The following is a 26,833-nucleotide window of genomic DNA, read 5'->3' as shown; positions in this document are numbered from 1 at the left end:
ATTGAGCCAGATATGAAACAGTTAACAGAGTGAAATAAACGGTAATCCTTGAGCTAAGTGCCAAATAATTAAAAGGGTAGCGACTGTCCAGAAAAAGGCATTGCCCAAGGCGAGTTGACCCGCAAGATTCATGGGCAGTTTTAGCCATCCTTGGAAAATCCAGCGATCTAAGGGGAGGATGAGTAACCACATCAGAGAAATCCAGGCGACACCCAGCCAAAAAATGACCCAGCGTCGATTACTGTTAAAATTCCTAAAGAATTGATTGGTGAAAACGGTTTCTAAATTAGTGACTTGACCGGAGTGATAGATCCCACCTGTGGTAGCCGCCGCGTTGCGTAAATCAGGTGCTTCATCACCCACGACAACAGCGTTAATCTTCACCCGACGGGCGGCGGCGGCTTGAATCACCTCAGCATCAACGTCGGCTTCACCATCAGTGACTAAGAGTAATTCTCGGCAATGATCCTGAATTGGACTTAAGGCGTCTGTTCCTTCCTGAATCGCTAAATTTAAATCCGTTGTACCCGGTACAATTCGCTGAATCAGGTTGGGATTTTGCAGCGCCTGATTTAATTCAGCGCTTACCTGTTGACTATCGGTTTGAAAGGAATCGGTCAGGGGTAAAACGACTCCAGCAAAACCAAAGACCTGAATTTGATTGGGAACTCTTAACAGTTGAGCATTTTGGTCAAGATAAGACTCAACAGCGATAACTTCTTGATACATCACCGTACCCGGTTGGTTGAACTGGGAGGGTTCAGAGAAGGTGCTGCTACTTAAATCTAACGCGATCGCGACGGCTACCGATGGTCTACCCAGTCCGAGTAAAGCAAACAATACAGCCGCGACTAAACATATACCCAAACAAATTAAGGGGATTTGGAATAGGGGATACAACCAAAGACGGCGACGATAACGAAGCACCAGAAATCCTATAGAATTTTAAATCAGTGTTTTATCCTGTATTATAAGGCTTCCCTGGTTTGGGCAATTCGCACAATTGGGTAGAAACGTGAAGCCGGAACGTCTCATTCTCCATTAAGCAAAGGGCGACCCGAGTCAATTGAGTGGATTGGTGATATTCATTTGTGCAAGCGGGTCGCCCCTACAGGGGAATTATAGGTGTTTGTTATCCGATGGATGCGATCGTGGTGGCATCAGGGTAACTGTTACCGGAGAGTCATCAGTTTGAGTAACAAAACGATTCGGGCTAGCTTTGCTATAGTCAAAGTCATATTCTGGAAGCATCTCGTCATCTATATTGTTAGGAAATTCAGAAGCCTGTGAATTGTTCATAATCCTTGCGTTCCTTGTAGGGGCGACCCGCTTCCATAAATGAACAACTCTAGTCCACTCAATCGGATCGGGTCGCCCTTTCCTCAAATCTTTGGGTTAGAATGTATTTCTCATATTAGTAGGTCGGTGGAAATAAAGCGAGCTATGTTAAGTTCTGTGAATGTTCCTCAAACCCTTACTGTTCCCTGTTCCCTGTTCCCTGTTCCCTAATCTCAACCGTTAACTTTAATTGTCCCAACCTACTTTCTGGAAGCCTATCGTTATCTATATTGTTAGGGAATTCAGAATGACGAAAAAATTAATATTTATTTACTGAACGGGATCAAACTGATACCGCGAACCCGTCGGACCCGCAGAACCAGGAACGGCTTTAACCAGAGGAATTTGATTAAACAGATTAAAGTCTTGTGCTGTCCCAGAAATGGGAATTCCTTGATTTAGCTGCTGGTAAACTCCGGTTCGACTAGGATTTTGACTCAATGCTGTAGCTAAAGCATCCGTGGCATCATAAGCTGTGGTGGTACGCCAGCTAATTCTACCTCGCCAAATCTGGGCGGCTTCTTGAGCAAAAGCGTTGTTAGGTTGCCAACTCCAGGGAACAGCCAAGACCATTCCCGCGATCGCATCACCGCCTTCAATTAAAATGGTTGGGTTATAAAGTTCATCTCCCCCAATTAAACCTAACGGGTTTTCGGCTTGAGCGGCATTAGCTTGAGCCAGTGCGATCGCGGTATCCACTTTATTTTTACTCAATGCCAGAAATGCCATTGTCGCACCTGCTTGAGTAGCACTCTGAATTTCCCCGGCGGGGTCAAAACTGGGATTGGCGGTAATATCAACCGTTTTCACCACCTTCCCTTTCCCTTGAGACAAAGCAGCCGTAAACTGAGCGTTTAGGGCTTGGCTATAGGGACTGTCGGAATTGTAGAATACCACTACTGATGCCGGAGAAGATTGTTGGGCGGCATAATTTGCCAAGGTTTCACCCACTTGTTGCAAATAGGTGGCGAGTAATTCTTGGTCTTGTTGAGTCAGAGAAATAGTTTTTAAGATAGACTGACCTGTCGCGTCAGATGTCACATTGGTACTCACCGGTGAGAGTACAGCTAACCCCGCTTTTTCATATTGCGCGATCGCTTGTCGGGTTCCTGCATCTACTCCATGTCCAATCACGCCTAAAACCGGGGGAAATTTAATTAAATCCTCTGCCAAAGAAACGGTTTTTCCCATGCCATCATCATTGACAATTATGACCTCCAGTAAGCGATTGGCTGGCGTTGGAGAAGCATTAAATTCCGCCTGTGCTGATGCGACACCCCTCAACACTTCTTTGGCTTCATTCTCACTTGGCGTAATCGGCACTACAACCGCGATCGTCAATGGATTACCGATTTGCCTAGCTTTGGCATTATTGAAATAGAGTTTACTTTCTGGATCATTGGGGTCAGAAGTCGTCGCTTGTTGATATTGTGCGATCGCCTGATCCCAATCTTGTTGAGCAAATGCAGCCGCGCCAGCTTGTTTGGCAGATGTTGTATCCAGTAATATCTTTTCACCCTGACTAATCAGTGACGCATTACTTGGACTGGCGGTATCACTGAGTAAAGCGGTAGAGTTCTGGGGTGAGGGTGACGTCGGCGTCGGCGTTCCATTGTCGGTGACAGGTTGCGTCTGATTTTGCGTCTGATTTTCCCTTGTCGCCAGATACCAACTCACACCACCACCCAACAGAACTAAGAGTGCGATCGCGACTAGAATGGGCAGGGAAAATCGTGGTATTTTAACACCCTTACCCGACATGACCGTTTTTTTCTGCATCGCCTCTCTAGGCAAGCCACATACTGAGCAATCTGGACCATAATTTTCTTGGGGAGCATGGGAACCTGTACCAACATAAGACTGATCATTATTTTTCGGTTCACCATCGCAGATCCATTTCCCTTGTGAACTCACCTTGCCCACTCTCCTAGCCTTAGTCATGCTTTGTCTACCATTCTAGATGCTTCAAATATCCAATTTTGACTTTTCACTTAAGGCGCGGGTGGGAAATCTTGGGCTGGTATATCTTTGTAAGGAGACGGGGGTGAAGCCTCTGGAGAGTCGTGTAGCAGGTTTGAAACGAGGCTATAACTCAGATAGGCAGGAATCGCGATCGCGATCAGTACGGCGACTAGACCCAACCAGCTTCGGGCAGTCCATGATGATCCATAATAACAACGGTAGGGATCAAACGGTAGCTGTTGGGGATCAATGATATTCCGTAACGCAATCAGTCGCTTAAAGCGGACTCGCCGATCATCAAGTTTTTCCAGTAGAATCCAACCCGCCAAGGCTTCTTCTTCACACAGTTGTTGAAACACAGCCGGTTTATGAAATAAGTCGCGGTGCGATCGCACAATTTTGAATTCCCAGCCAACCAGTTGCGGGTCTACTGAAGGTTGTTCTGGATGGCTCATACGGTCAATCGTGCCGTTAGCTTGTCGCTGCTGTAATAACGCTGAGTCTTCTTTTGCCTCAAAACCCATCACAATCTCCTCTTCCTCCTCCTGATAATGATGACTCCCGATCATCTGTCGCCAGCGCAGCCATGTACTGACAATCACTGACTGCCAACCCAGATTGCCGACTAACACGCTGAAAATGGTCACTTCAAGCATTTTTTAGTCATTCGTCATTCGTCATTCGTCATTCGTCATTTGTCATTTGTTATACTCGCTTCTCTCCAAGCCAGCACTGAGTTAGGGCGGGTTTAGCGGCATTCGGGTAGCAAGAAACGATAATCGTGAAACCCGTTCTTACAACCTGTAAAACTTAAACCTCTTTTTCGGTTATTCATAATTCATAATTCATAATTTATAAATTCATGACACATAGCCTTCCACAACATAATCTGATCCAAGCTGACGCCAACTGACTTGTTCAAGCGTCAGGGCGTCTGTCATCCTTGCTAGTCCTAAATCCCCAACAGGTGAGGGCGCTGTTATACCACCGACAATTTTCGGAGCAATAAATGCCAGTACTTTTTGGACTGTGCCATCCGCGATCGCTCTGGCTGCCAAAGTGCCACCACATTCCCATAACACCGTTGAAAGCTGTCGGTCGTACAGATACGCCATTGCCTTGGCGGGTGTCAGAGGCGTCATTTCAATCACTTCTACTCCCTTGTTCACTAGCTGGTGCTGTAAATCCGGATTGGCTCCGATCTCGGTCAAAACTAACGTGGGAGCATCAGCGGTTTCCCATAAACGGGCATCGATGGGCAAGTCTAGGGTGCGACTCATCACCACTCGCAACGGATTGTGGGTATCGGTATCGTGACTGGTGAGATGAGGGTTATCCAGACGCACAGTATTACCGCCCACAATAACAGCATCACAAGCCGTCCGCAGTTGATGTACATACCGCCGCGCCTCTTGACCCGTCACCCAAGCACTGTGACCACTGGCGGTGGCAATTTTGCCGTCTAGTGTCATGGCATATTTCAACATTCCCCAAGGACGCTTGTGCAGGATGCGATGAATAAAGGCTTCATTAAGCTGGCGACAAGCCTCCGTTTCCACACCCACGACAACCTCAATCCCAGCCTTTTTGAGCCGCTCAATCCCACCACCTGCCACGAGAGGATTGGGATCAACCATACCGACGACAACCTTAGCGACTCCGGCGGCAATTAAGGCTTCGGTGCAGGGGGGCGTTCGTCCATAGTGATTACAAGGCTCTAGGTTGACATAAATAGTCGCTCCCTGAGACTTGTCACCCGCTTGACGGAGAGCAAAAATTTCTGCGTGGGGTTGACCTGCGCCTGGATGAAATCCCTCTCCCACGATCGCTCCATCCCGGACAATGACAGCACCCACTAAAGGATTAGGGCTAGTTCGTCCGAGAGCACGGCGGGCTAGTTCGATGCACCGTTGCATCATCGTGCGATCAAATGGCGTCCAATGAGAAGACGCCGATGACACCGATTGAGCATCAGGTTGGGCGTCAACGGGAGAGTGTTCCATCGGTCTGCTGTTTTTCTGGTTATTCTTGAGTTTAGAATATACTCCCCCCGGATCAGGGATTCAGGACTGTCTTTTCTGGCTTATCGTCGATATTCGTCGCCACAATCGCCGATGATTTGATACAAATCATAAGACTTGACCAATACCGCTTCAATCTTCTCCTTATCCTTGGCATCGAGAGTCATGGTAAATACTCTGGCATTATCGTCTATATGTTCCGATATGCCTAACCTCGCACCAACAATCACACCAGCTACGGCTGGCTGATCGAGGATATACCGCACGGCTACGTTGGGGATACTCACGTTATGGTGAGTGGCTATGTCCTGGAGTACGGTGAGCAATTCTTGAAATAAACTCCAACCGCCCCACCCATCAATCATGTTCTTGTATTTTCTCAAGCTAGCCGTAGACAGTTCTGCCCCACCCGGTTCAGGTTGTCCTAAATACTTTTCTGATAACAAGCCGCCGCAGACTGTGCCATACGTAAACAGTTTAATGTCATGGTCTTGACAAAATGGTGCCATGTTGACTTGAGGACGGCGGTCAATCAGGGAATACTGGACTTGATTGGAGAGGATGTTGATATCGGCGTCGATGATAATTTTTAGGTGTTCGGTATCAAAGTTGGTTAACGCCAGGTGCTTAATTTTCCCTGACCTTTGCAGTTGTGTCATCTGTTTGAGGGCGTCCAGATAGTTGCGATCGCGGTAGTCCCACCAGTGGAATTGCAGCAAGTCCAGGCAATCCATTCCCATCCGTTGGCGAGAGCGATCGATATTTTTCTCCACCCATTGTCGAGTCATCCGACCTGGGCGTGGTACCCATTTGGTAAACGCTTGGATGTTCGCTAACGCCTCCTCACCGCGAGTCGCCACCAGTTGACGCCTAAATTCGCCAATAAAATCTTCCGCCGGTCCATAATGATCGGCGAGATCCCAGGTGGTAAAGCCAGCATCCAGATAATCAAACATACTGGGGATGGCTTTTTGGGGATCAATGCGTCCATGAGCGCCAGATACTTGCCATAAGCCATTTAAGAGGCGACAGATGTTCAAATCTGGGGTTAATTGCAATCGGCTGGATTCAGGTAAAGTCATGGTTAGGAGGGAAGTAGGTGGGGATAATTAAAGTTAACGGCTCTGATCGTCATTTGTCATTCGTCATTCGTCATTCGTCATACTCGCGCAAGCGAGAAGCAAGCTACGTCATTCGTCAGGGTTTAAGGTCTATTTGCAGAAATTAATCGTGTTGGGTTTATTTCCACCAACCTACTTAACAGGGTAATGCTTGCTTCCGAATAACTATGGCTATGATAGATAGGCGCACTATACAGCAAAATATGATAGTACAGGCTACTGTTTTATGATGCCACCGTCGCTTATTTTCCCAAAAGCAGGGGTCACCGATCAAGTGTGGCTTGGATGCATGACCGTTTAGTTGAGGGGTCTCACCCCTATTTACGTTGCCGAGTTGACAAATTAATCTTGAAGAAGAGAAAAAAAAGAGCCTACGATTGGCTCTCTCGATTATCAGGGTGCATCTACTTAACATAGTATAGCATTTTGGGGGTGAGGGGTGTCACCCCCTATTTAAATCAGTTGGGGTTAGAAACTGTAACATAATTCCCGATCATACCTACTCATGTCTATTCAAAAATGAGTAGTTATTTGAGTCGGAAACATTTTTGGCTAAAGTGTATACAATACCCGAAGTTGCGTTGACAGGTCGAATCAATGGCTACCATCACATACTGCAAAGGACTTCCCACCCCAGCTTCTGAGTTAAACCCATTGGGTAAAACTCAATTGGAAATGTTCCTAGCTGAATACTCATACATATTCCACCAAGCGGTATGTGAGACGGCTAATCATCTCCTCTGGGATAATGAATTCAACAAATCTCAATGGAATACGCATTTACAGCAGGCGTATGGAATCAATAAGCGTCACGCCAATGGGGTGATAGCCTTTAGTCAGGGGACGGTAGATGCAGCGAAAGCCAACCGCCAACGTCATATTAAGGTGTTAACCGCCAAAGCCAAATCCTGTGAGAAGTGGCTCAAAAAGGCTGCACGTAAGCTAAAGAATGCTAGCAAGTTTTACCGTAGGAAAAACTGGCAGAATAGCCAAAGTGGCTGCCAGTTTCCTTTGTCGGTATCTCTCCAAGACAGGAATACTAACTGGCAGAACTTACGCTTCCAACTGCACCACAAAAAGCGCAAGCTAAACCACTATCAATTACAGATTAAGTACCTAAGAGTAGCTCCCATTCGGGTCACTATACCTAAAGGACAGGCTTATGTGGTAGGAGCTAAAGACGAGTCATTCGGAAATCAGACCTGTCAGTGGAACGGGCAAAGGATCAAGATTCGGGTTCCCTACTGTCTAGAGGGTAGGTTTGGCAAGTATGTCTCATCTGAAATTGGAGGTTTCCGCCGTAGAGTTAACCGACTGCCAGCAGAGGGTGCTAAAACCTGGCATTTTTACCGGAAGGATGGCAGATGGTGTGTGGCTGTTCAATTCACCCCCAAGCCAGTCAAACAAGTCTCCAGACCAATCCACTACGGGTGTATTGGTATAGACTTAAATCCCGGTTCAATCGGTTGGGCATACATCGATCCAGAAGGCAATCTGATACACCACGGACAGATACCCATTCAGATCGGTCTACCACCCGGCAAACAGGACGCTGCGATCAGGCACGTTGGCTTTTTGCTTTTGAATATGGCAATCCTGTACAAATGTCCAATTATCTGTGAAGAGTTGGACTTCTCCTGCAAGAAAAACCAGCTTAGGGAGAAAAAGCGAAAGTATGCCAGGATGTTATCCGCTTGGGCATATAGCCGCTTCTATGAGTTGCTAACTGCCATTTTAGAGAATCGTGGCATAGAAGTTAGACAAGTTAATCCTGCCTATACCAGCCTAATTGGTCTAGTCAAGTATGCCCGGATGTATGGGCTAGCCAGTGATGAAGCGGCTGCTTTAGCGATCGCCCGTCGTGGCATGAGATTAGGAGAAAAATTACCCGACTCCATAACCGCCTATCTATCGGTGAACGATAGCAAGCACGTATGGAGTCATTGGAACCAACTGAATAATAAGCTCAAGCGCTTTATCAGAAGTAGGCACGCCTACTATGGTATCTCTAACTGGGAGTTTTTGGCTAACCCTCAACAGGGAAGCGGCAGGGCACTAAAAACAAGCGCTTGAAGAAACTTATACCGTTGAGTTTTGCTTAGGTATGCCTACTTGTGAGTAGATGTGACTAGGTTTTTGGAAGCGGCGACATTCAGACAAATAAAAAAGGAGAGCCCTAAAATTAGGCGACTCTCCCGATCATCAGGGTGCATCTACATAACACAGTATAGCACTGTGGGGGTGGGGGGTGTCACCCCCTATTTGATTTTTTTGGGTGAAGTTCTGTTCCAATACGGCTGGCGGCGAACTCTAATTTAGATTTTTATCCCCCAGCTCCCCCAACTCCCCCAACTCCCCCAGCTCCCCCAGCTTCCCCAGCTCCCTTTAATGGTATTTGAGCGCCTTTTTTACCAAGTCAGGAATTCGTGACGGATACTCAGCTACAGGTATATTTGTCTGTTTGAACGCCGCCACCTTATGTTGAGCCGTTGTCGTATTCGCGATCGGTCCTGATAACTGAGCCGCGATAATGGCACTGGTATCCCCGACTTGTTTATCTTCAGGGGTATATTGTCCAGCAACATAAGCAATAACGGGTTTCTCTATGGCTTGGGCAATAAACTCTGCGGTTTCATCTTCACTATCGCCCCCCGTCTGATCTACTAAGACAATCGCTTCTGTCCGTTTATCCTGGGCTAAAATCTCCAGCCACTGACGAAATGACGAGGCGATAATGGCTTCACTACCGAGATTCACAGCGATGGATTGCCCAAGTTTAGCTTGGGTTAACGCCAAAGCCACTTCATAGGTGAGAGTACTGACCCGGCTAATCACACCAATTGTACCGGGCGTATAAAATTCACACTCCTGAGTCCCCAGTAACAGTTTTCCTGGCACAATAATCCCAGAACTACTCGGTCCAACAATCAGGGTTTCCCTGGCTTGGGCTTTGGCTAGCAAGTGAATCATATCTAGAGGTGGAATACCACCCGTCACTAGAATAATGGGTGACAAGCCAGCGTCTATTGCTTCTAACGCTGCATCCAAGGCGCTGTAGGATTCGGCAAAAATAATCGTGGCGTCGCAATATCCAACTTCGGATAACGCCTCTTCTACGAGGTCAAAGACGGGAATCCCATGCAACGTCTGTCCCCCCTGACCTGCACTAACCCCAGCCACTAGATTCGTACCATACGCTTTCATGCGGGCGGCATAATAGGAACCAATGGGTTGGGTAATGCCCTGGACTAATATTTTCATATCTGGCGTGAATTTCATAGGCGCTGACTTCAGCAATGTAGTAGATGCTTGCGATTAACACGATCAGTCGAGGTTTGGCACAAGCGAATAACTAGAATAACTATAGGATACCTACCCTAACTGATGCCGCAGAATTATCGTCCTCACAATCATGTCCGCCTAGGGAAGCGAAGGATCAGTTAGGGCGGGTTGAGTCATATTGGAGTGGAAAAAACGATAACCGTAAAACCCGCCCCTACAGACTCACTACTTTTTCAACCTGCCAGAGAAATCGCTTGTGCCACTGCCTGATCCAAGGTATCCATCCAGTGTACCGGGAGTGCCGCTAAACGGTTTTGGCTACTGTCTATTTTGCCGTTGACTAAACGAATGACCAAGTGAGGTACATCTGTCCTCGATGCAGATTTCGATGTGAGATTCCGGCGGCGACGATCGCGTGAATCACGGGAATTCGATTTGCCTGTCTTTGGTGTTTGGGCATAGTCTACTACACTGATTTCAGCATTCTGACCCCCTTTCGATAGTAGATAACTGGCGATTACATCAGCCACAGCTTCACTAGCTGCTTCGTTACTCAAAATATTCACTAAGACAACTTGGATATTTTGAGTGTCCGTCAATTGCTGCAAGGCATTTTGTAACTGTTGGACGGGAGAGGCGGCGGACGGTACATCCCAACTGGCATAACCGTCTACAATTAAACAGCTTGCTGGCTTACCTTTGGCTTTGTACACTAAATCCAATGTGGCGGCGGCAAGACAAGGACTGTTACATAGAATCCCAATATTTCCTTGACTATCCGTCCATTGGAGATCCGTGGGCTGATCGGTGGGTTGGGGAGTGTGGGTGAGGCTTGATGCGAGGTTTGCCAACTCTGATTGGCGTCCCAAAGCGTGATCATTGACCGCAATTTTGCCATCTAGCGCCATGACTTCATGGTTAGCACTGACGCCAAGGGGATTAATCTCCACTAAATCCAGGTCTTTTTGGATCAGAAGTTGATACATTTTCTGGACAATATCGCTGACTGATTCGATCAGATCACCTTGCAGTCCCATTTTGAAGGCTAGACGTCGGGCGTAAAAGGGAGAGAAGTCTTCCTCTACTACCACTCGCTGCATCTGTGCCATGACGTTTTCTACATGGATACCCCCTTGGCATGAACCTAACAAAACGGGGCGTCTTAAGGTGTAGTCCAGGATAACCGCTAGATAGAATTCTTGTTCAGCATCATAATGGGATTCCGCTAGCAGCACGTTGGGATACTTACCGAGAATGGATAGATTAAAAATAGCCCGTGCGGTGGCGATCGCGTCAATTGTATTTTCCACTGTCCGGATACCACCGGCTCTACCCCGCCCGCCTTTGGGGACTTGGGATTTGAGAACCACGGGATAGGGAATGTCTAACTGCTTGAGATCTCTGGGATGGTCGATGCATTGAGAGGGTAAGACGGGAATTCCAATCTCACGGAATAAGGCTTTGGCTTGGTACTCTAGTAAGTCCATGAATTTAGATGCTTAGCTAAGGGGGTCTTCTTCAAGGGTAAGAACTCTTAGCCTTTAACGTTACAAAAAGCTGACTCCAACAGCCACTCATTCACCCTGATGGTTGCTCAATCTGCCTGAAGTGATTGAGATTGCCAATTAATATGATAAAGTGTTCTTATCAGTTTTGCTCAACGAATCCCCCTGTAGGGTATCGTAAAAATGAGCAGTCGGGCATCGCCGATGAAAATGCAATTGGTATAATTTTACTCAAATACTGCCTTTTAGATTTCCTAATTCATAATTCATACTGTGTTCCCCATTAGTGATGATAATCCCACGCGCATTACTCCTTATGTAACCTACGCGCTCATTGGTGTTAATATTGCGGTTTTTATCCATCAATTACTTCTAACACCGCCCCAGCTTAATGCATTTTTCCACCTGTATGCGGTTGTCCCCAAAGAGTTAAGCGCTAGCTTTGAGGGGATTTCAGTCAATCAACCCGTGCCAGAATGGTTTACCTTGATCAGTTCTCAGTTTCTTCATGGAGGGTTATTGCATATTGGCGGCAATATGTTGTTTTTATGGATTTTTGGCAACAACATTGAAGATCGCCTAGGTCATATCAAGTACTTTATATTTTACATTGCTTGTGGTATACTAGCCGCTCTGTCCCAGTGGTTTTTCTCTATGCAATCCGGGATTCCATCCCTAGGAGCGAGTGGTGCGATCGCGGGAGTAATGGGTGCTTATATTCTCAAGTTTCCTACGGCTCAAATCAATACCTTAATCTTTTTAGGGTATTTCGTGACAACTATTCGATTACCTGCTGTTTTATACTTAGGATTATGGTTTGTCCAACAAGCGTTTAGTGGCGTGGCGAGTGTCAGCGTGCAAACGGATGTGGGTACGGAAACTGGAGGAATTGCTTATTGGGCACATGCTGGCGGTTTTGTGTTCGGAGCCATCCTGGGTCCTTTATTTGGATTATTGTCTGAAGATTAATTGTCATTGGTCATTCGTCATTGGTCATTCGTCATTGGTCATTGGTCATTGGTCATTGGTCATTGGTCATTGGTCATTCGTCATTCGTCATTGGTCATTGGTCATTGGTCATTGGTCGTTGGTCATTGGTCATTGGTCATTCGTCATTTGTCATAGTTGCTCTTCGAGAAGCAAGCTAAATCTTACCTAAAGGTGTGAAGACTATTTCCATAAGTTGATATAATTAGGTTTGTATCCATCAACCTACTTAAATAATTAATTGTTAATTTATCAGGGAGAAAGAGGCTTGTGGTTCCATTACGGGATGAAAATCCAATCAAAATTACACCATACATTACTTATACGTTAATTGCAATTAATGTCTTAGTTTTTATTTTCGAGCTAACATTAAATTCTCAACAACTGGATGTATTTTTTCATCTATTTGCTGTTGTCCCTAAAGAACTGACAACCAGTTTTAACGGCATTACCGTGCATCAGCCGATACCGGAACCGCTGACGTTAATCACAGCGCAGTTCCTCCATGCGGGATTTACCCATGTGGGATTCAATATGTTATTTCTCTGGATTTTTGGCAATAATATTGAAGAAGAACTGGGTCGGTTCAAGTTTGTGATATTTTATCTAACCTGTGGCATATTAGCCAGTTTAGCCCAGTGGTTTTTCTCCGCCCAATCGGGGATTCCCTCTCTAGGTGCCAGTGGTGCGATCGCGGGTGTAATGGGTGCTTATATTCTTAAGTTTCCCAATGCTAAAGTGGTTACATTAATTCCCTTGGGCTTCTTTTTTACTACGTTAAGATTACCATCTGTATTTTTCCTGGGATTTTGGTTTTTACAGCAAGCGTTTAATGGGTTAGCTATGTTAGAAGCCCCAGCAAATGTGGGGATGGAAAATGGGGGTATTGCTTACTGGGCGCACGCTGGCGGGTTTGTCTTTGGCGCTATTCTGGGTCCTTTGTTAGGATTGTTTTCTGAGGATACGAAACCATCATTTTGGGATTCTCAGAATCTTTCTTGAACCCTGAGATAACTACAATTAAATACAATAGTCATGATTGAGTTGGTCAAAGAAGTGTTTTATTCACTTCCGGAATCGGTCAAGGAAATAATTAACCTAGGTATTCCTCTGTTTGACAGCGCCCACAATTTTTACTGGATTTATATTTTATTCAGTTTAATTCTGCTTTTTGGATTATACCGAATCTCTCATCCAAATCCTGGCAAATTTTCTTGGCTAAGTTTACTAAGTTACTGTTTCCCTCACTCAATTTATACTCACAAATCGGCAATTTTAGACTATCAGTGTTATTTCATTAATGGGCTGATAAAAATCCTTATCCGTCTGACGCTACTGATTAGTGTAACGGAAATAGTAGCCAAACTGACAACTCAATCCTTTTACGGAATTTTCAGAGAACCGAGAATAGAACCGGACATAAATTTTGCCGCTAAACTCGCTTATACAATTGCCGTCGTTTTCGCCATAGATTTTGGCTATTTTTGGGCGCACTACTTATTACATAAAGTTCCCATTCTTTGGGAATTTCACAAAACTCATCACTCAGCCCAAGTGCTAACCCCTGTCACGGCTAAGCGAGATCACCCCGTCGATGATATGATCATTTATACCTGCAAAGCCTGTTTGCTAGGGTTGGTCACGGGTTTATTCAGATATACGTTTAAGGGCGATGTTGAACCTTTCACGATAGCGGGTGTCAGTGTGATTATTTATCTATTTCATCTGACGTCCAATCTTCGCCATTTCCATGTTTGGATTTCTTATGGTTGGCATCTGAATCATATCCTAGTCAGTCCAGCGATGCATCAGATCCATCATAGTAAATTAGAGAAACACTATGATAAAAACTTCGGATTAATCTTTTCAATTTGGGACTATCTAGCCGGAACGCTTTATGTTCCCAAAGAAGCGGAAACTTTTTCGGTGGGATTGGTAGAGGAAGAGTTCAACAACGTTTGGCAATTATATTTTTTCCCGTTTAGTCGAGTGACTAAAATAGTGGGGAGAGGCAATAGGCAATAGGCAATAGTAAATTAAGCCCTCAACTAAAGTTGGGGCTAAAAGCTTAAACCCGTTAAAACGGGTTCAAGGATTTACCTGGTAAGCTCGATGCTTACTTTAGCTTTGACAGGCAAATTTATTTCCTGACTAAGTAGTCGGACAAAAGAAAACGGCACGCTTATTAATTTGTGTAAATCGCCCTCAAACCCTTACTGTTCCCTGTGACACACCGAGCGTGTTGCCGAGCGAAGTCGAGGCAAGTCGAGGTAAGCGATGCCCTGAGCGTGTCGAAGGGTCGAGGTGTTCCCTGATCCTTCCTGATCTCAACCGTTAACTTTAATTGTGTCCACCTACTTAGCAGAGTACCAGATCTGAGGATAAGCTTATTGTAGTGATTTATACTCTATCAATTCTTAAATCTAGATAAATTTTTGCAGGATAATATAGGTTGAAAAGAGTTATAAAATCAGTAGTTTAAGAAGCAATTCGCCCTAGAACCCTCCGATACTATAGATATGGATGTGATTAGTTAGCACTAAAAAAGGACACCATCAATGTCACTGAGTCAATTTTCAATTATAGAAACGACACTACGGGAAGGAGAACAATTTGGTGATGCCAACTTTTCATCACAGGATAGAGTAGAAATTGCTCAGGCGCTTGACCAGTTCGGCGTTGAATATATTGAAGTCACCTCCCCTTGTGCTTCACCGCAATCCCGTCAAGATTGTCAGCATTTAGCTCAATTGAGTTTGCACGCCAAAGTGCTGACCCATATTCGCTGTCATTTAGACGATGCAAAATTAGCATTAGATACAGGCGTTAACGGGATTAATCTGTTCTTTGGTACGTCCCGTTTTCTGCGCCAGTTTGGTCATGGTAAAAGTATTAATCAAATTCTGGATTTGGCAGCAGACGTTATTACCTTTATCCATGAACAAAGTCCAGAAACAGAGTTGCGCTTCTCTACAGAAGATTCCTTTCGCAGTTCCCTTCCCGATTTGCTCCAGATTTATTGTGCCATTGATAAACTCGGAATAGTCAATCGTTTTGGTTTAGCGGATACCGTGGGTGTGGCGACTCCGAATCAAGTGTTTAATTTAGTCCAGACACTGCGTCAACATACAAGTACCGATATTGAATTCCATGGTCATAATGACACAGGTTGTGCGATCGCGAATAGCTATACCGCCTTGGAAGCGGGTGCAACTCATATCGATACCACAGTCTTGGGAATTGGGGAACGGAATGGGATTACTCCCCTGTCTGGACTCATCGCCCGTCTCTACACGGTTGATCCCAAACAGTTGCAGTGGAAATATCGCCTACCCAACCTTTTAGCACTGCATCAATTGGTTGCCGATAAAATAAGTATGGCAATCCCCGCCAACCACTATATTATCGGTTCAGCCGCGTTTAACCATAAGGCAGGAGTTCATGCCAAAGCGATGCTGAATAATCCCCATACTTATGAAGCCATTGATCCCAATGATTTTGGACTATCCCGTTCCTTTTTAATTAATCATAAATTAACAGGACGCCATGCGATTGCCAATCGCGCCAGTCAACTGGGATTAGACTTCGACCCCTTCCAAATTCAGGCAGTAACTCAAACCATTAAAGCTTTAGCTGACCAACAACCACTGACGCTAGAGACTGTGGATGAGATATTGCGTTCTACTTTCCCGCTGGAACAGAGTCAAAATCCGGCTTAAGGGTGGATTTTTCTGGAGTGATAACGGGTTCGATGTTATAGGACTGATCATTTGCAGCGTTGGCACGCTTAACCAAAAACGCTACTAACCAAGGGGCAATCATAATGATACTTAACATCCGGGTTAATTGCATCGCTAATACCAATCCGGTGTCACCGCCTAACTGCATAACGGTAGCCACCATTGCCTCAATTCCTCCCGGTGTGAATCCTAAAATAGCCGTTGCCATATCCACACCGGTGACGCAATGAAAGCCATAGCCAATCCCTAAACAGATGATAATTAACCCAGTGACTAACCCGATTTCAATTAAGACAGCTTTGCCGAGTTTACGGGCGGTTTGCCAGTCAAACTGTACCCCAACCGATAATCCAATCAGTAATAGTCCACCTGCGAATAAAGGTTGAGGCATTTGTACTGGATTTGGCAATGCCAAAAATGCTGCTAACCCTACCAGAAAGGGACCGAAAAATCCAGGGGAGGGTAAACGGAATCGCTTTCCTGCCCAAATTCCCAGGATACCGCACCCAGCGAGAATTAAAAGACTCAACGCCAGGGGTAAGGTGGTCAAGGTGCTGGCTGGGGTGACAGTGGCGGTGGCTAACGTATCGGGGTTGGCGGGAACCAGCAGGATAGCCGCGCTAGGCATGATTAACACAACCAGCAAAACTCGGATATATTGAAGTAGAGCAACCGCGATCGCATCCGCTCCCATTTCTTCACTCATGACCACAATGCTGGAGGCTGCACCCGGTATAAATCCGAGTAAACTGGTAGTGCGATCAATCCCAGCCCAACGACTTAAGAGATATCCATTAAATAGACTCAGACTCCCGGTGAGCAACACACAGAGTAACAAAGGGATGGCATAGGTTGTTGCCACACTAATGGTTTCTGGAGAAAAGCGAGTGGCTGTAACTAAACCGACAACAATTTGTCCGATGAGTTTAAAACTTGAAGGTAAGGGTTGGCGACGTCCTAGACTGATTGCATAGCCAATTCCCACCAGCATCGGACCCAGTAGCCAACCGACGGGGACATGCAGCCAGTTAAAGAGTAAGCCGACGCCAATCGCGGTGATGATCTGCTGGGTAATTCTTTTGGTTTGGGGCAAATTGTCAACGAGTTTTTCTATCCAACGGGAAAGACGGTCTTGATTGGGTATCGAGGGGGATTCCGGTAATGAGGAGAGTTGCCAAACCACAGATATTAATAAATAGAGTATAAAAAACTTAACAATTCTATTCTATCATCTGTATTAATGAGGGTGCAGGGTATGGAGGGTAGAGTGTCGGGGTCAGGTGTCGAGAATGGGGTGTAGGTTGGGTAGAGCGATCGCGAAACCCAACAGGTTAACTGGCAATTGGAGTCCTCTACCCTTCGGGTTCTCCTAGGCGAGTACGAGAAGGTTCTGCCCACTGGAGTGACACAGCTAAAATTGTGGACTAGATTTTACCATTGAATCGGGCGCAAAGCTTTGCGCCCCTACCAAGGTAACTTCCCCAATCAACAAATGACAAATGACAAATGACAAATGACAAATGACAAATGACAAATGACAAATGACAAATGACAATTAATACCTTGTCGCACCCGTCGGAATTGGCTCCTCTTGTTCTTCTTCTAATTCTTCATCTTCATCTTCAAAAGCATCTTCGTCTTCGTCTTCATACTCCAGTTCAATATCCTCCTCAACCTCAGTAGCGCTGACTGGAATCGAGGTATCCGCACCATTGATAATCGCCCCTAATAGCGGTGATGGCTCGGCTTCAGTTAATTCTTGAGCTGCCAGATTCAGGATTGATTTCTCACTGTAACCCGGTCGGGTGACGAGTACCATCCCATCGGCTAGGGGTTCGAGCAACAGGGTATCATTGGACAGGGAGAGTGCCGGACTATCAATAACTACAAAATCAAAGCGATTGCGAGCATCGCTGATAAGCTGTTGAAACTCTCGCGATTCTAGGATAGCGGCAGCTTGTTTTTGGGGTCCGGGACTGGGTACGATATAGAGATTCTCAATATTTGGGGCTAACTGAATGCAAGCACTCTTAGACCCGTAGTAGGATAAGGGTTGGGTCTTCGCTTCCGGTTCAGGGGTGACGTGGTGGAAATGCGCTTGGGAGGATGAGCGCAAATCGGCTTCAATTAATAGAGTACGCTTACCCGCATGAGCTGACGCGATCGCTAAATTATAAGCGGTGGTGCTTTTACCCTCTCCGTTAACCGTGCTGGCGATTAACACCACTTTCAAGGATTTATTCTCCCCACTACAAAGCTTACTGCGGAACCGTTCGTACACCTCTAAATAAGGTGAACTTGACTTGAGTAAAATACCCGTTTGTCCCAAATCTGGGTCAATACTCATCACCACAGGCAATTCTGCCAAGACAGGGACATCATGTTGTGCCAGCAATTGCTGGATTTCTTTGGCGGCATAGAGTTTGTTGTCTAAGATAGCCAAGATGAGAATCACGCCAGCCGCCGCGACTAAGCCGAAAAAGGTTCCCCCGGCGAGGATGACAATCGGATTAGTTGACTCTTTCCCGCCTTTCTTCTGGACATTCGGAGGCTGATCAACACTGAGATAACTCACGGTTTCCGCTTCAGCGGCTTTAGCATCGATGAGTGATGCCTGTAATCTGTTGTAGAAGTCTTGTTTGAGCTGAAACTGCTGCGCCAAGCGTACTTGCTCAAGCTGTTTGGTGGGAATCTGTTGATAGTCTTGGAGCAGTTCCTGTCCAATTCTTTTGGTCGTTTCCAGTTGATCTTGCAGGGTATCGCGTTGAGTTGATAATGACACCAATGTATCAGCTAACTGTTTCCTAGCTGGGTCAAGGCTGCTATCGGCTCGGATTTGTGGGGGAGTTAAAGCTTCACCCCTACCGTTCCCCTGAATCACCTCAGCGGCTCGTCGTGCCAGCATCGCCTCATACGTTCGTTGCTGTCGCTGTAACTCCTGCACATTCGGGTGTTGGTCTTTATACCCTTGACTCTTGAGCAGTTCTTCCTGAGTTTCAATTTGTTGCAATTGTCCGCGCAAGCCAGCGATGGTGGGATCAGCGCTGAGAGCAGAGTTCGTATACGCTTGGTCAGCCGTCAACCCCAACCGTCTCTGCAAGCTAGCCATCTGACTCTCAATTCCTTCTAGAGTCTGTTGCAGTTGGCGTTGCTGTTGTTGGTTGGCATTAATTTGTGCCAGCAAGCTGTTATCTTCCGCTAAGGCTAAGGCAGCGCCTTCAATCCGGTTAAAGGTTTCCAGTTCTTCTTGTGCCTGTTTTAGTTCGTTTTCCGCCTCCGCTGAGCGTGTTTCAATTGAGTCAATAATCGCTTGTAGTCGTCCAGTATTAATCAAACGACTTTGCTCGATCAGTTTCTGCATCAGCACTTCTACAGTTTTGGCGGCTTGCTCCGGATCATCATCGTTGTAAAACACTCCAATGATTGACGGAATCGAGGATTCTCCCTCTCCTCCAGACGTGTCGAACTTCAAATCTACATTATCAATGATCTCTTTTGGATTAGCGCCCACAGCGATAGAGGTAGCTTTAATCACGTTCTCCTCTAAAAGATTCTCCTTTCCCAGTTGCACCCCCTGCTGCTGAATTTGGGTTCCGGTTTCCGAAAAGGTTCTCACCGGAGGAGTCACCGACAAAATTCCAACGGCTTCGTAAGACACAGCACTGGGAGGAGAGGGCATAATCGCCACAACGCCCGATCCGCCAGTAATTAAAGCAAAAATACCGATACCAATAAATTTATAACGATCAAGAGCGATTAAATAACGTTTAATTAAGGGAATAGTCATAGCAATTTAGCTGAACGAGTCGTGCAAGCGGAGTCTAGGAGAGTATGCACCGAATGGGGGTATACTGAATTGAGGGAAATAAATGAGGTCAAAGTGTCTGTGCTTGTATTCTAGCTCAGCACCTTTGTAGGATGATAGCGGAAAGGATGCGATCGCACAGCCATTCAACGAGCAACGTCTTGTCCGGATAACAAATTGCATCTGTTCCCAGCTCCCAGACGTGCCATGGCACGTCTCTACACTCACCACAATGCTTATTCAGCCAGCCCTAGTTATTATCCCCTGAGCCAAACACATCCCCGACATTCTCAAAAAAGTTACGAAATCCCAGAAAATCACTAAAGGGTCGAGTCACTAAACGCAAAGCATAGTTGATTTTAGCGATAAGGCTACGACCAATCACAATAACATCTTCATTCTGCAAGGGGACATTTTGCGCCAAATCACCCATGAGGACAGCCTTCCCATCAATCTCCTGGGTCACCACCTTACCCCGTTCCGGATCAAACCGCATTAAGGCAATTTCACCTAAATCCGCATCCTCCAAACTTGGTGCCAGCGAGGTCAACGCATCAATAAAATTACTGCCATTGGGCAAATTCAGGTTGCCAATTCGACCATTGGGATAACTCAAGACTCGCAACGTAATTTGCGGTGTCGCCAGCGTCGAGCGAGAGGCGAGACTGCGGTCATAATCCATAGTTGTACCCGTTTCCAATTCCAATACGACAACAGAATCCCCATCGCGGAGACGCACATCCGGTAAGGCTGTAGCATTTTGCAACGGTGTAAATAAATCAATCTGTTGTTCAATAATCGAATTATTCGCAGGAGAACGCCGACGCACGATGACAGTACGCAAGTCAGCCAGATTCGTGGTTCCGCCAGCCGCTTGTAGAGCCGCTGTAAGCTGAGAACCGGGCGCTAGGGAATAATAACCAGGTCGAGTCACTTCACCTGCAATGGTTATTGTGGCGGGACGCAATCCGGCTAGAACCACCGTTACATCAGGGTCAACCACAAATTCACTAAAGGCGGTGGCTAATCTATCTTCAACTTGGTCGGGAGTAAGTCCGAGGACGTTAATTTTACCAACTAAGGGAACTAATATATTCCCTTGTAAATCAATTGTGCCGGAAAAATTAAGGTCAGGAAAACGTTCTACCGTAACCGCAATGGAATCACCAATACCGAGAACATATTCATTAAATTGAGTATCCGGGACTCTCTGCGGCGATTCTTCTGGGTAACCGAGGGGTGGCGGTGGGGCAAAGGGATCAGGAACATTAATGTTTACTCCCTCTGTCGGACTATTAATGTCTTGTGGAGGTGGCAAGGTAGGAATTTGGGCATGTTCTCTTTGGGGAGTTGATGCTGAAGGTTCTACTATTCTCTGAGACGTTGCCCAAGCGATTGAATTAATTTGCCCTAACCAGCCAATTGCGATTAATGTGCCGACAGCATACCAATTAACTTTAGTCAAAATTATTCCCTCCACATCACTCAATTATCAGGACGGGTTTAGCCACAATTGTAGGGGCGGGTTTAGGGACTCAATTCAAATATCCACCAATAATGGAACAACAAAACCCGCCCTCCCCACCGATAACCGAACAACAAAACCCGCCCTTCCTCACCAATAACTCACCGATAACGGAACAACAAAACCCGCCCTCCCCACCGATAACGGAACAACAAAACCCGCCCTCCTCACCGAATAATGGCTCAAAAAAACCCGCCCCCCTCACCGAATAATGGCTCAAAAAAACCTGCCCTTGTTCATGTTAACCCTTGGTCGGGGCGGGTTCAGTCACATCTGGGTTAGGGAATAAACAATAATGGTGAAACCCGCCCCTACACATGCACTATGCCCAACTAGCTCCCCCTGCTCCCCCAGCTTCCCCAGCTCCCCCTGCTCCCCCTGCTTCCCCAGCTCCCCCAGCTCCCCCTGCTTCCCCAGCTCCCCCAGCTCCCCCTGCTTCCCCAGCTCCCTCTGCTCCCTCTGCGCCCCTTAATCCTCTCCCGCCAACGGTTCTGTCATCAATGCCTTTTGCACAGTTTGACTGAGAGATTCAGCGATAGGTTTGGCGTCTGCCAAATCCCCTAACGGTTCCATCGGAATCTGGATAGAAACCGCTACCCATGGTACTCGCTGACGCTTTAACTGGGCAATTTGGTCAACCCAAAACCATTGACGGGTAGCGGGATGACCCCCTGTCGCCCAAGCGTACCACTGAACAACGGCAAAGGTTTGCTGTTGAGTCCAAGCGCGAAAGAGACGGGCATTAACTTGCGCCTGCTGGGATTGGGTTTCAACGGTAAAGTTTAAGCGTTGATGGGAATCCTTTTTCCATTGAAAGACACCATTAATATCCATCCATTCAACCTGAGGTTGATCAATCGGACCATTGGGAGGACGTAACAATAACAATACAGGTTTATCTAAGTCGCCCTGAATTTCCTGATAGGACCATTTATGCCCCCCTAAGGTGACAGTTCGTTGCTCTAGGGTTTCCCAGCCTGGAATCTCTAACCCCTCAATTTGCACCACTTTGATGCTACTGAAATTGGCAAATCTGGGTGGCTCAATCCACGACCAGTTGCCTGTCAAATAACTTGGTACTGCCCCGATCGCGACAATGACTAACAATAACAGTAACACGATCGCGCGGTTGAATCGCAGGCGTTTAATCACCTGGCGCAGTCTTGAGGATTTCATCAGATTTGCCTTCATGGGCGCAAGAGTTTTGAGTGTTCCAGACGTGTCATGGCGCGTCTTTAATTTTGTGTAGGGGCGGGTTTAGGGATTTTAGGCTTGGCTATTGATGGTAACGTTTGTACAAAACCCGCCCTGACTAAATACAAACGTTTTTTAATCTCACTCAGATACAGAATCAGGCGTTTGAGGTTCGGTATCAACAGAACGTTCAATGAGTTTAAGTAAAATCACTAACATTCCTAACATTCCCGCTGAATACAGATCTCCGCCCCAACTTTCATGCAGCCAATGGAACGCTCCATCCATCCCAGTACCATGGAAGAATGTGAGTAGGGTATTGCGGATAATATTACCAATCACACTAACCAACACCGCACCAATGAGCAACAATGTCGTCTTCTGTCGTGATATCCACGCCCCACTCCAGTACAGCAGCATTAAACTCACATATAAACTGGTAAACAGCATCTTTAATCCAGCGCAGTGAGGGGCTACTTCCACAATTCGTCCGCCGACAAATAAGTTAATGCCAACGACATTAACATCAATGCCAAATTGAATCAAAATAAATCCGGCAACTCCAGCTATAAAGCGTTGTAGGGGCAAGGCGTAGGGTTCGATTAAGTAAGGAAATGCGGTGGGTGTTGCCAGAATCACCAACAGTAGAGGAAAGCTTTGTAAGCGTAAGCCAGGAATCCCTTTAAACCACAAACACAGTCCAGCTAAAACCGTGGGAAAGGAAATATTAACCAGTTCCGATTGACCCGACAGATAAAAGACGCCACCAACTGCCAGTAATCCTAACCCGACATAATTCGATTTATCGGGGATGGCTTGCCACTGCTGGCGATGAGTCCAGGCGATGTAGGCGGCAAAGGGCAGTCCAATTAAACCGTGGCTAAAGTATTCGTGTTCAATGCTAATACTTTTATTCAGCCAACCATCATACCAGTGGATGAGTAGAGGCGCATAGAGGATAATCAGTAAAGCCGCGATCGCACCATCCCACAGGTGACGGTCAATGGCAGTAGGAATCTTTTGTCCAAGTTGCATAATTGTACCCCGAAATTACAGCCGCCGGATGCGGTTACAACAGGCTATTGAGGCAATCAACCACTCGCTCAATTTGAGCGTTACTTATTCCAGGATACATAGGCAATGATAAAATTTCCTGGCACAGAGTTTCGGCATGGGGGAAATCACCCTTTTGATACCCCAAATAGTGATAAGCAGGTTGTAGATGGCAAGGGAGGGGATAATGGATACCTGTTTGAATCCCAGCGGTATTGAGTTTCTCTTGCACCATTTCACGAGTCAGGGAACAGGCGGCGGTAATCCGAATCACGTACAGATGATACACATGACCCGTACCGCTTTGGTTTTGGATGGGGATAATCCCTTTATCCGCTAGCGGTGCTAATAATTGGTCATAGTAGTGGGCGGCGGCGTTGCGAGACTGGTTCCATTGGGACAAATGAGGTAACTTGGCGTTGAGAACCGCCGCTTGGATGGAATCTAAGCGACTATTTTTGCCCAGTTCTGAGTGATAATATTTACGGGGTGCGCCATAATTCCTTAGCGATCGCAAGGTTTGATAGACATCGGGATCACTGGTTAGGGCGATTCCGCCATCGCCAAACGCGCCTAAATTCTTACTCGGATAAAAGCTAAAGCCGGCGGCTTTACCCACCGAACCCGCCCGATACCCGTCCCGTTGGGCTAAATGGGCTTGGGCGGCGTCTTCAAAGAGTAGCAGGTTATGACTATGGGCGAAATTGAGTGATTGCGGCGGTGATACCATCTGACCATAAAGGTGAACGGGTATAATTGCCTTAGTTTTGGGGGTGATGGCTTTTTGCGCTGCATTCAGGTCAATCAGGGCGGTGTTGGGGTCACAATCGGTTAAGACGGGCGTCGCCTTTGCCTCAAGCACACCAATGAGAGTGGCGATAAACGTATTGGCAGGAACAATCACTTCATCACCTGCACCAATCCCATTTGCCTGTAATCCTAGCGCGATCGCATCTGTCCCGGAAGCGACACCGACACCATACTCTGCACCAGACGCCGCCGCAAATGCTGCTTCCAACTCGGCTAAAGCTTGACCTAAGACAAAATCACCGCGCTGGATAACCGTCTGAATCGCTTGTTCAATGTCCGCTTGAATCGGCTGGTGTTGCAGCGTCAGATCAACAAAGGGAATGGTTTCTGGGGGTGGGGGGTTCATGAATATACTGGGAAAGAATAGGAGTTTGCTGAGTTAGGTTATTTTATCCCTTATTTAATTTATGTCCGATTTAGGTGCTAATGCCTACCCCTGAATTATCAAGTTTTGGTAAAGTTTCCGGTTAACCTACGTCTGGTAGCCAAGCTGTAGGGGCGGGTTTTACCGATAACATTTGGGAATCAACCGATAATGTAACTAAACCCGCCCTTCTCTACCATGATGGCGATGAAACGATGAATGATTTTCACCAAAAAGCTACAATTGTAGCTAAGGGAGTAGCATCGGGAGACCTTCATGAATCGGCTACAACGGATGAACTTTAAGACGTTATTGGCTACCGCTCTTTGTTTAAGCCTAATTAACAGTGTAGACCTAGAGGTATCGCGCGATCGCATCAGCGCATCGATTGATATGCATCCCGACGCCTACGCTAGAAGCAGTGGGGGACGCAGCGGTGGCGGTTCCTTTAGTCGCGGTTCATCCTCACGTTCATCTTCCCCTAGCCGTTCATCTTCCCCCAGCCGTTCATCTTCCCCTAGCCGTTCATCCTCCCCTCCATCATCGTCGAGAACATCTCCATCTCAATCTAATCCTACCAATAGGGGAACAACCGGGGGACGAGCTAGTGGCGGGACATTAGAGAAACCCACATCTCCAACTCCGACTCAAACCAAGCCGAATCAACCGAATCCCTCATCAACCCATCCCAGGCGTACCTCTCACCCGTCTTATGGACATGGACATAGTTCAGTAGAACTGGAAATTGAAATCGAAAATGACGATAACGATTTCCAGGATTATCCCTCAACATCCTATCCTGGGACAACTTCAGCACCGCCTCCCCAAAATCAAACCCTTCCGGATGCAGCGACAACGGATTCAGCACCCGCCGCACAACCCAATCAAAGCCTGACCAATCCGGAATCAACTAATAGTACAACTCCACCGCCAGCTACCGCGCCAGCAACGAATCCAACTCAAGCGGTGAACTCCACGAAATCAGCGAACCCGTTACCCGTCTTGATCGCTTTACTATTTTTTGGTGTAGGGATTTTCCTGGTTATTTATCTACTAATCCGGTTGATTTTGTCTCTCCTCAAACGCCGGAAAGCCGCCACCAATGAACTAGAAAATGATATTGTCACAGTGAGTAAATTACAGGTAGCCTTATTTGCTCACACCCCAAACTTGCAATCAGAGTTATCGGAACTCGCCTTAACGGTCGATACAACGACTCCCGAAGGTTTACTCGAACTGCTGCAAGAATCGGCGTTAGTTTTGCTACGTCATTCAGATACCTGGAGTCATGTTTCCAGCAGTTCGCAAAGCGTTAATATCGAGGAAGCCAAAACACTATTTACCCAGCTTTCGGTAGAAGAACGCAGCAAATTTAGTGCCGAAACCCTGAGCAATGTTGGCGGAAGAGTGCGTCAAAAAGTTCCGGTAATGCCCGATGCTCAGGAAGACCCAGCGGCTTATATAGTCGTGACGCTGTTAGTGGGAACGGCAGATGATCACCCGTTGTTTGGCGACATTCGTTCAGCAGAAACCCTGAATCAGGCATTAAAGAAAGTCGCGTCAGTGCGTCCTGAGTATTTAATGACCGTGGAACTGCTTTGGAGTCCTCAGAGTCAAGACGATAGCCTAACTTATGATGAATTGTTGACCGAATATACAGATATGATTCAAATCATTTAATTAAGAAAAATGCCTCCTCAAGAGGAAATGTAGAGACGTTGCATGCAACGTCTCTACTAACACAGGGGGTTTTAAATAGGGACTGCTGAATAAGTGTTGTGGTGAGGGGGAGCGGGGGAAGCTGGGGGAGCTGGGGGAGCAAGGGTACATTTTTCCTGATAGCGGTGCAAGGGTTTTGATGAGTTTTATTATCTTTCCTGGAAGATGAACCAATGTCAATGCTACTCAAAATATTGATGGCTAATGGTTTGTGGGTTGTGCAGCAAACCCTAAATAAAGGGCGATCCGAGCAAATTGAGGGGATAAGAATCCTACGTCTTGTATGCGTAGCATCAAGCGTAGATGAATGCGAGTCAGGATGTAAGTTGTTCACAGACTCCCTTCCTCCATAAATAAGGTTGAACTTTTTTGACATCAGCCGTTAAGTTTTTATCTGCATACAAAGC

Annotated in this window: 22 protein-coding genes; 8 read left to right on the top strand and 14 right to left on the bottom strand. The window is 46.5% G+C overall.

Annotated elements, in window-relative coordinates; all coding sequences use genetic code 11:
• Positions 1-21: 21 nt before the first annotated feature.
• The 6 genes from RIC07_RS04780 to RIC07_RS04755 all read right to left on the bottom strand — a co-directional run bounded on the left by RIC07_RS04780 (position 22) and on the right by RIC07_RS04755 (position 6,403).
• Positions 22-927 carry a vWA domain-containing protein gene (locus RIC07_RS04780; RefSeq protein ID WP_446393516.1) on the bottom strand — a complete coding sequence of 302 codons (906 nt, stop codon included), beginning with the start codon at positions 925-927 and terminating at the stop codon, positions 22-24.
• Positions 928-1,119: 192 nt separating this feature from the next.
• A complete protein-coding gene (locus RIC07_RS04775; RefSeq protein WP_446393515.1) occupies positions 1,120-1,299 on the bottom strand; it encodes a hypothetical protein in 180 nt (59 codons plus the stop codon).
• 309 nt (positions 1,300-1,608) lie between these two features.
• Entirely contained in the window at positions 1,609-3,279 is a 1,671-nt protein-coding gene (locus tag RIC07_RS04770) for an ABC transporter substrate-binding protein (protein ID WP_446393514.1), read from the bottom strand.
• A 50-nt stretch (positions 3,280-3,329) separates the two neighbouring features.
• Entirely contained in the window at positions 3,330-3,956 is a 627-nt protein-coding gene (locus RIC07_RS04765) for a hypothetical protein (RefSeq protein ID WP_446384320.1), read from the bottom strand.
• 204 nt (positions 3,957-4,160) lie between these two features.
• A complete protein-coding gene (gene ribD / locus RIC07_RS04760; protein WP_446384318.1) occupies positions 4,161-5,303 on the bottom strand; it encodes a bifunctional diaminohydroxyphosphoribosylaminopyrimidine deaminase/5-amino-6-(5-phosphoribosylamino)uracil reductase RibD in 1,143 nt (380 codons plus the stop codon).
• Between the two features lie 80 nt (positions 5,304-5,383).
• Positions 5,384-6,403, bottom strand: a complete 1,020-nt coding sequence (locus RIC07_RS04755) for an aldo/keto reductase (RefSeq protein ID WP_446393513.1) — start codon at positions 6,401-6,403, stop codon at positions 5,384-5,386.
• 636 nt (positions 6,404-7,039) lie between these two features.
• Between RIC07_RS04755 and RIC07_RS04750 the strand changes: the two genes are divergently transcribed.
• A complete protein-coding gene (locus RIC07_RS04750; protein ID WP_446393512.1) occupies positions 7,040-8,515 on the top strand; it encodes an IS200/IS605 family accessory protein TnpB-related protein in 1,476 nt (491 codons plus the stop codon).
• Positions 8,516-8,827: 312 nt separating this feature from the next.
• Here the strand turns inward: RIC07_RS04750 and RIC07_RS04745 are convergent, their stop codons facing one another.
• Together RIC07_RS04745 and RIC07_RS04740 are read right to left on the bottom strand one after the other, a co-directional pair.
• Positions 8,828-9,721 carry a succinate--CoA ligase subunit alpha gene (locus RIC07_RS04745; protein WP_446393511.1) on the bottom strand — a complete coding sequence of 298 codons (894 nt, stop codon included), beginning with the start codon at positions 9,719-9,721 and terminating at the stop codon, positions 8,828-8,830.
• A 236-nt stretch (positions 9,722-9,957) separates the two neighbouring features.
• Positions 9,958-11,211, bottom strand: coding sequence for an ATP-grasp domain-containing protein (locus RIC07_RS04740; RefSeq protein ID WP_446393510.1), 1,254 nt, complete (start codon positions 11,209-11,211; stop codon positions 9,958-9,960).
• Positions 11,212-11,502: 291 nt separating this feature from the next.
• Between RIC07_RS04740 and RIC07_RS04735 the strand changes: the two genes are divergently transcribed.
• From RIC07_RS04735 to lysS, 5 genes are all read left to right on the top strand, one after another.
• On the top strand, positions 11,503-12,198 hold the full coding sequence (locus RIC07_RS04735) for a rhomboid family intramembrane serine protease (RefSeq protein WP_446393509.1): 696 nt from the start codon (positions 11,503-11,505) through the stop codon (positions 12,196-12,198).
• A complete protein-coding gene (locus RIC07_RS04730; RefSeq protein ID WP_446393508.1) occupies positions 12,199-12,354 on the top strand; it encodes a hypothetical protein in 156 nt (51 codons plus the stop codon).
• Positions 12,355-12,486: 132 nt separating this feature from the next.
• The gene (locus RIC07_RS04725; protein ID WP_446393507.1) at positions 12,487-13,218 is read left to right on the top strand and encodes a rhomboid family intramembrane serine protease; all 732 of its coding nucleotides are present in this window, start codon (positions 12,487-12,489) and stop codon (positions 13,216-13,218) included.
• A gap of 33 nt (positions 13,219-13,251) precedes the next feature.
• A complete protein-coding gene (locus RIC07_RS04720; RefSeq protein ID WP_446393506.1) occupies positions 13,252-14,241 on the top strand; it encodes a sterol desaturase family protein in 990 nt (329 codons plus the stop codon).
• A 533-nt stretch (positions 14,242-14,774) separates the two neighbouring features.
• On the top strand, positions 14,775-15,935 hold the full coding sequence (gene lysS, locus RIC07_RS04715) for a homocitrate synthase (protein ID WP_446393505.1): 1,161 nt from the start codon (positions 14,775-14,777) through the stop codon (positions 15,933-15,935).
• Here the strand turns inward: lysS and RIC07_RS04710 are convergent.
• From RIC07_RS04710 to RIC07_RS04700, 3 genes are all read right to left on the bottom strand, one after another.
• Complete coding sequence (locus tag RIC07_RS04710) at positions 15,898-17,139, bottom strand: AbrB family transcriptional regulator (protein ID WP_446393504.1); 1,242 nt, start codon at positions 17,137-17,139, stop codon at positions 15,898-15,900. The two genes, lysS and RIC07_RS04710, sit on opposite strands and share 38 nt — an antisense overlap.
• Positions 17,140-17,511: 372 nt before the next feature.
• Positions 17,512-19,743 (bottom strand): GumC family protein, encoded by a 2,232-nt coding sequence (locus RIC07_RS04705; protein ID WP_446393503.1) that lies wholly within the window; start codon positions 19,741-19,743, stop codon positions 17,512-17,514.
• A 268-nt stretch (positions 19,744-20,011) separates the two neighbouring features.
• Positions 20,012-21,226 (bottom strand): polysaccharide biosynthesis/export family protein, encoded by a 1,215-nt coding sequence (locus tag RIC07_RS04700; protein ID WP_446393502.1) that lies wholly within the window; start codon positions 21,224-21,226, stop codon positions 20,012-20,014.
• A gap of 92 nt (positions 21,227-21,318) precedes the next feature.
• Here RIC07_RS04700 and RIC07_RS04695 point away from each other — a divergent pair, with 92 nt between their 5' ends.
• Positions 21,319-21,498: a hypothetical protein gene (locus RIC07_RS04695; protein WP_446393501.1), complete on the top strand. Its 180-nt coding sequence runs from the start codon at positions 21,319-21,321 to the stop codon at positions 21,496-21,498.
• Positions 21,499-21,754: 256 nt separating this feature from the next.
• Here the strand turns inward: RIC07_RS04695 and RIC07_RS04690 are convergent, their stop codons facing one another.
• From RIC07_RS04690 to RIC07_RS04680, 3 genes are all read right to left on the bottom strand, one after another.
• Positions 21,755-22,462, bottom strand: a complete 708-nt coding sequence (locus RIC07_RS04690; RefSeq protein WP_446393500.1) for a cyanoexosortase B system-associated protein — start codon at positions 22,460-22,462, stop codon at positions 21,755-21,757.
• Positions 22,463-22,621: 159 nt separating this feature from the next.
• A complete protein-coding gene (gene crtB, locus RIC07_RS04685; protein WP_446393499.1) occupies positions 22,622-23,515 on the bottom strand; it encodes a cyanoexosortase B in 894 nt (297 codons plus the stop codon).
• A gap of 34 nt (positions 23,516-23,549) precedes the next feature.
• Complete coding sequence (locus RIC07_RS04680) at positions 23,550-24,689, bottom strand: DegT/DnrJ/EryC1/StrS family aminotransferase (RefSeq protein WP_446393498.1); 1,140 nt, start codon at positions 24,687-24,689, stop codon at positions 23,550-23,552.
• 294 nt (positions 24,690-24,983) lie between these two features.
• Between RIC07_RS04680 and RIC07_RS04675 the strand changes: the two genes are divergently transcribed.
• Complete coding sequence (locus tag RIC07_RS04675) at positions 24,984-26,387, top strand: DUF1517 domain-containing protein (protein ID WP_446393497.1); 1,404 nt, start codon at positions 24,984-24,986, stop codon at positions 26,385-26,387.
• Positions 26,388-26,833: the final 446 nt, after the last annotated feature.

It is taken from the genome of Coleofasciculus sp. E1-EBD-02 (assembly GCF_040218245.1).
Classification (GTDB): Bacteria; Cyanobacteriota; Cyanobacteriia; order Cyanobacteriales; family Coleofasciculaceae; genus Coleofasciculus.
Note: the sequence above shows the minus strand (reverse complement) of the source record. Positions and strands in the feature narration are given on the sequence as shown.

Coding starts and splice junctions, on each gene's coding strand:
- RIC07_RS04775 (WP_446393515.1), bottom strand. CDS start 1,299: ATGAACAATTCACAGGCTTCTGAATTTCCTAACAATATAGATGACGAG.
- RIC07_RS04770 (WP_446393514.1), bottom strand. CDS start 3,279: ATGACTAAGGCTAGGAGAGTGGGCAAGGTGAGTTCACAAGGGAAATGG.
- RIC07_RS04765 (WP_446384320.1), bottom strand. CDS start 3,956: ATGCTTGAAGTGACCATTTTCAGCGTGTTAGTCGGCAATCTGGGTTGG.
- ribD (WP_446384318.1), bottom strand. CDS start 5,303: ATGGAACACTCTCCCGTTGACGCCCAACCTGATGCTCAATCGGTGTCA.
- RIC07_RS04755 (WP_446393513.1), bottom strand. CDS start 6,403: ATGACTTTACCTGAATCCAGCCGATTGCAATTAACCCCAGATTTGAAC.
- RIC07_RS04750 (WP_446393512.1), top strand. CDS start 7,040: ATGGCTACCATCACATACTGCAAAGGACTTCCCACCCCAGCTTCTGAG.
- RIC07_RS04745 (WP_446393511.1), bottom strand. CDS start 9,721: ATGAAATTCACGCCAGATATGAAAATATTAGTCCAGGGCATTACCCAA.
- RIC07_RS04740 (WP_446393510.1), bottom strand. CDS start 11,211: ATGGACTTACTAGAGTACCAAGCCAAAGCCTTATTCCGTGAGATTGGA.
- RIC07_RS04720 (WP_446393506.1), top strand. CDS start 13,252: ATGATTGAGTTGGTCAAAGAAGTGTTTTATTCACTTCCGGAATCGGTC.
- lysS (WP_446393505.1), top strand. CDS start 14,775: ATGTCACTGAGTCAATTTTCAATTATAGAAACGACACTACGGGAAGGA.
- RIC07_RS04705 (WP_446393503.1), bottom strand. CDS start 19,743: ATGACTATTCCCTTAATTAAACGTTATTTAATCGCTCTTGATCGTTAT.
- RIC07_RS04695 (WP_446393501.1), top strand. CDS start 21,319: ATGGAACAACAAAACCCGCCCTCCCCACCGATAACCGAACAACAAAAC.
- RIC07_RS04690 (WP_446393500.1), bottom strand. CDS start 22,462: ATGAAATCCTCAAGACTGCGCCAGGTGATTAAACGCCTGCGATTCAAC.
- crtB (WP_446393499.1), bottom strand. CDS start 23,515: ATGCAACTTGGACAAAAGATTCCTACTGCCATTGACCGTCACCTGTGG.
- RIC07_RS04680 (WP_446393498.1), bottom strand. CDS start 24,689: ATGAACCCCCCACCCCCAGAAACCATTCCCTTTGTTGATCTGACGCTG.
- RIC07_RS04675 (WP_446393497.1), top strand. CDS start 24,984: ATGAATCGGCTACAACGGATGAACTTTAAGACGTTATTGGCTACCGCT.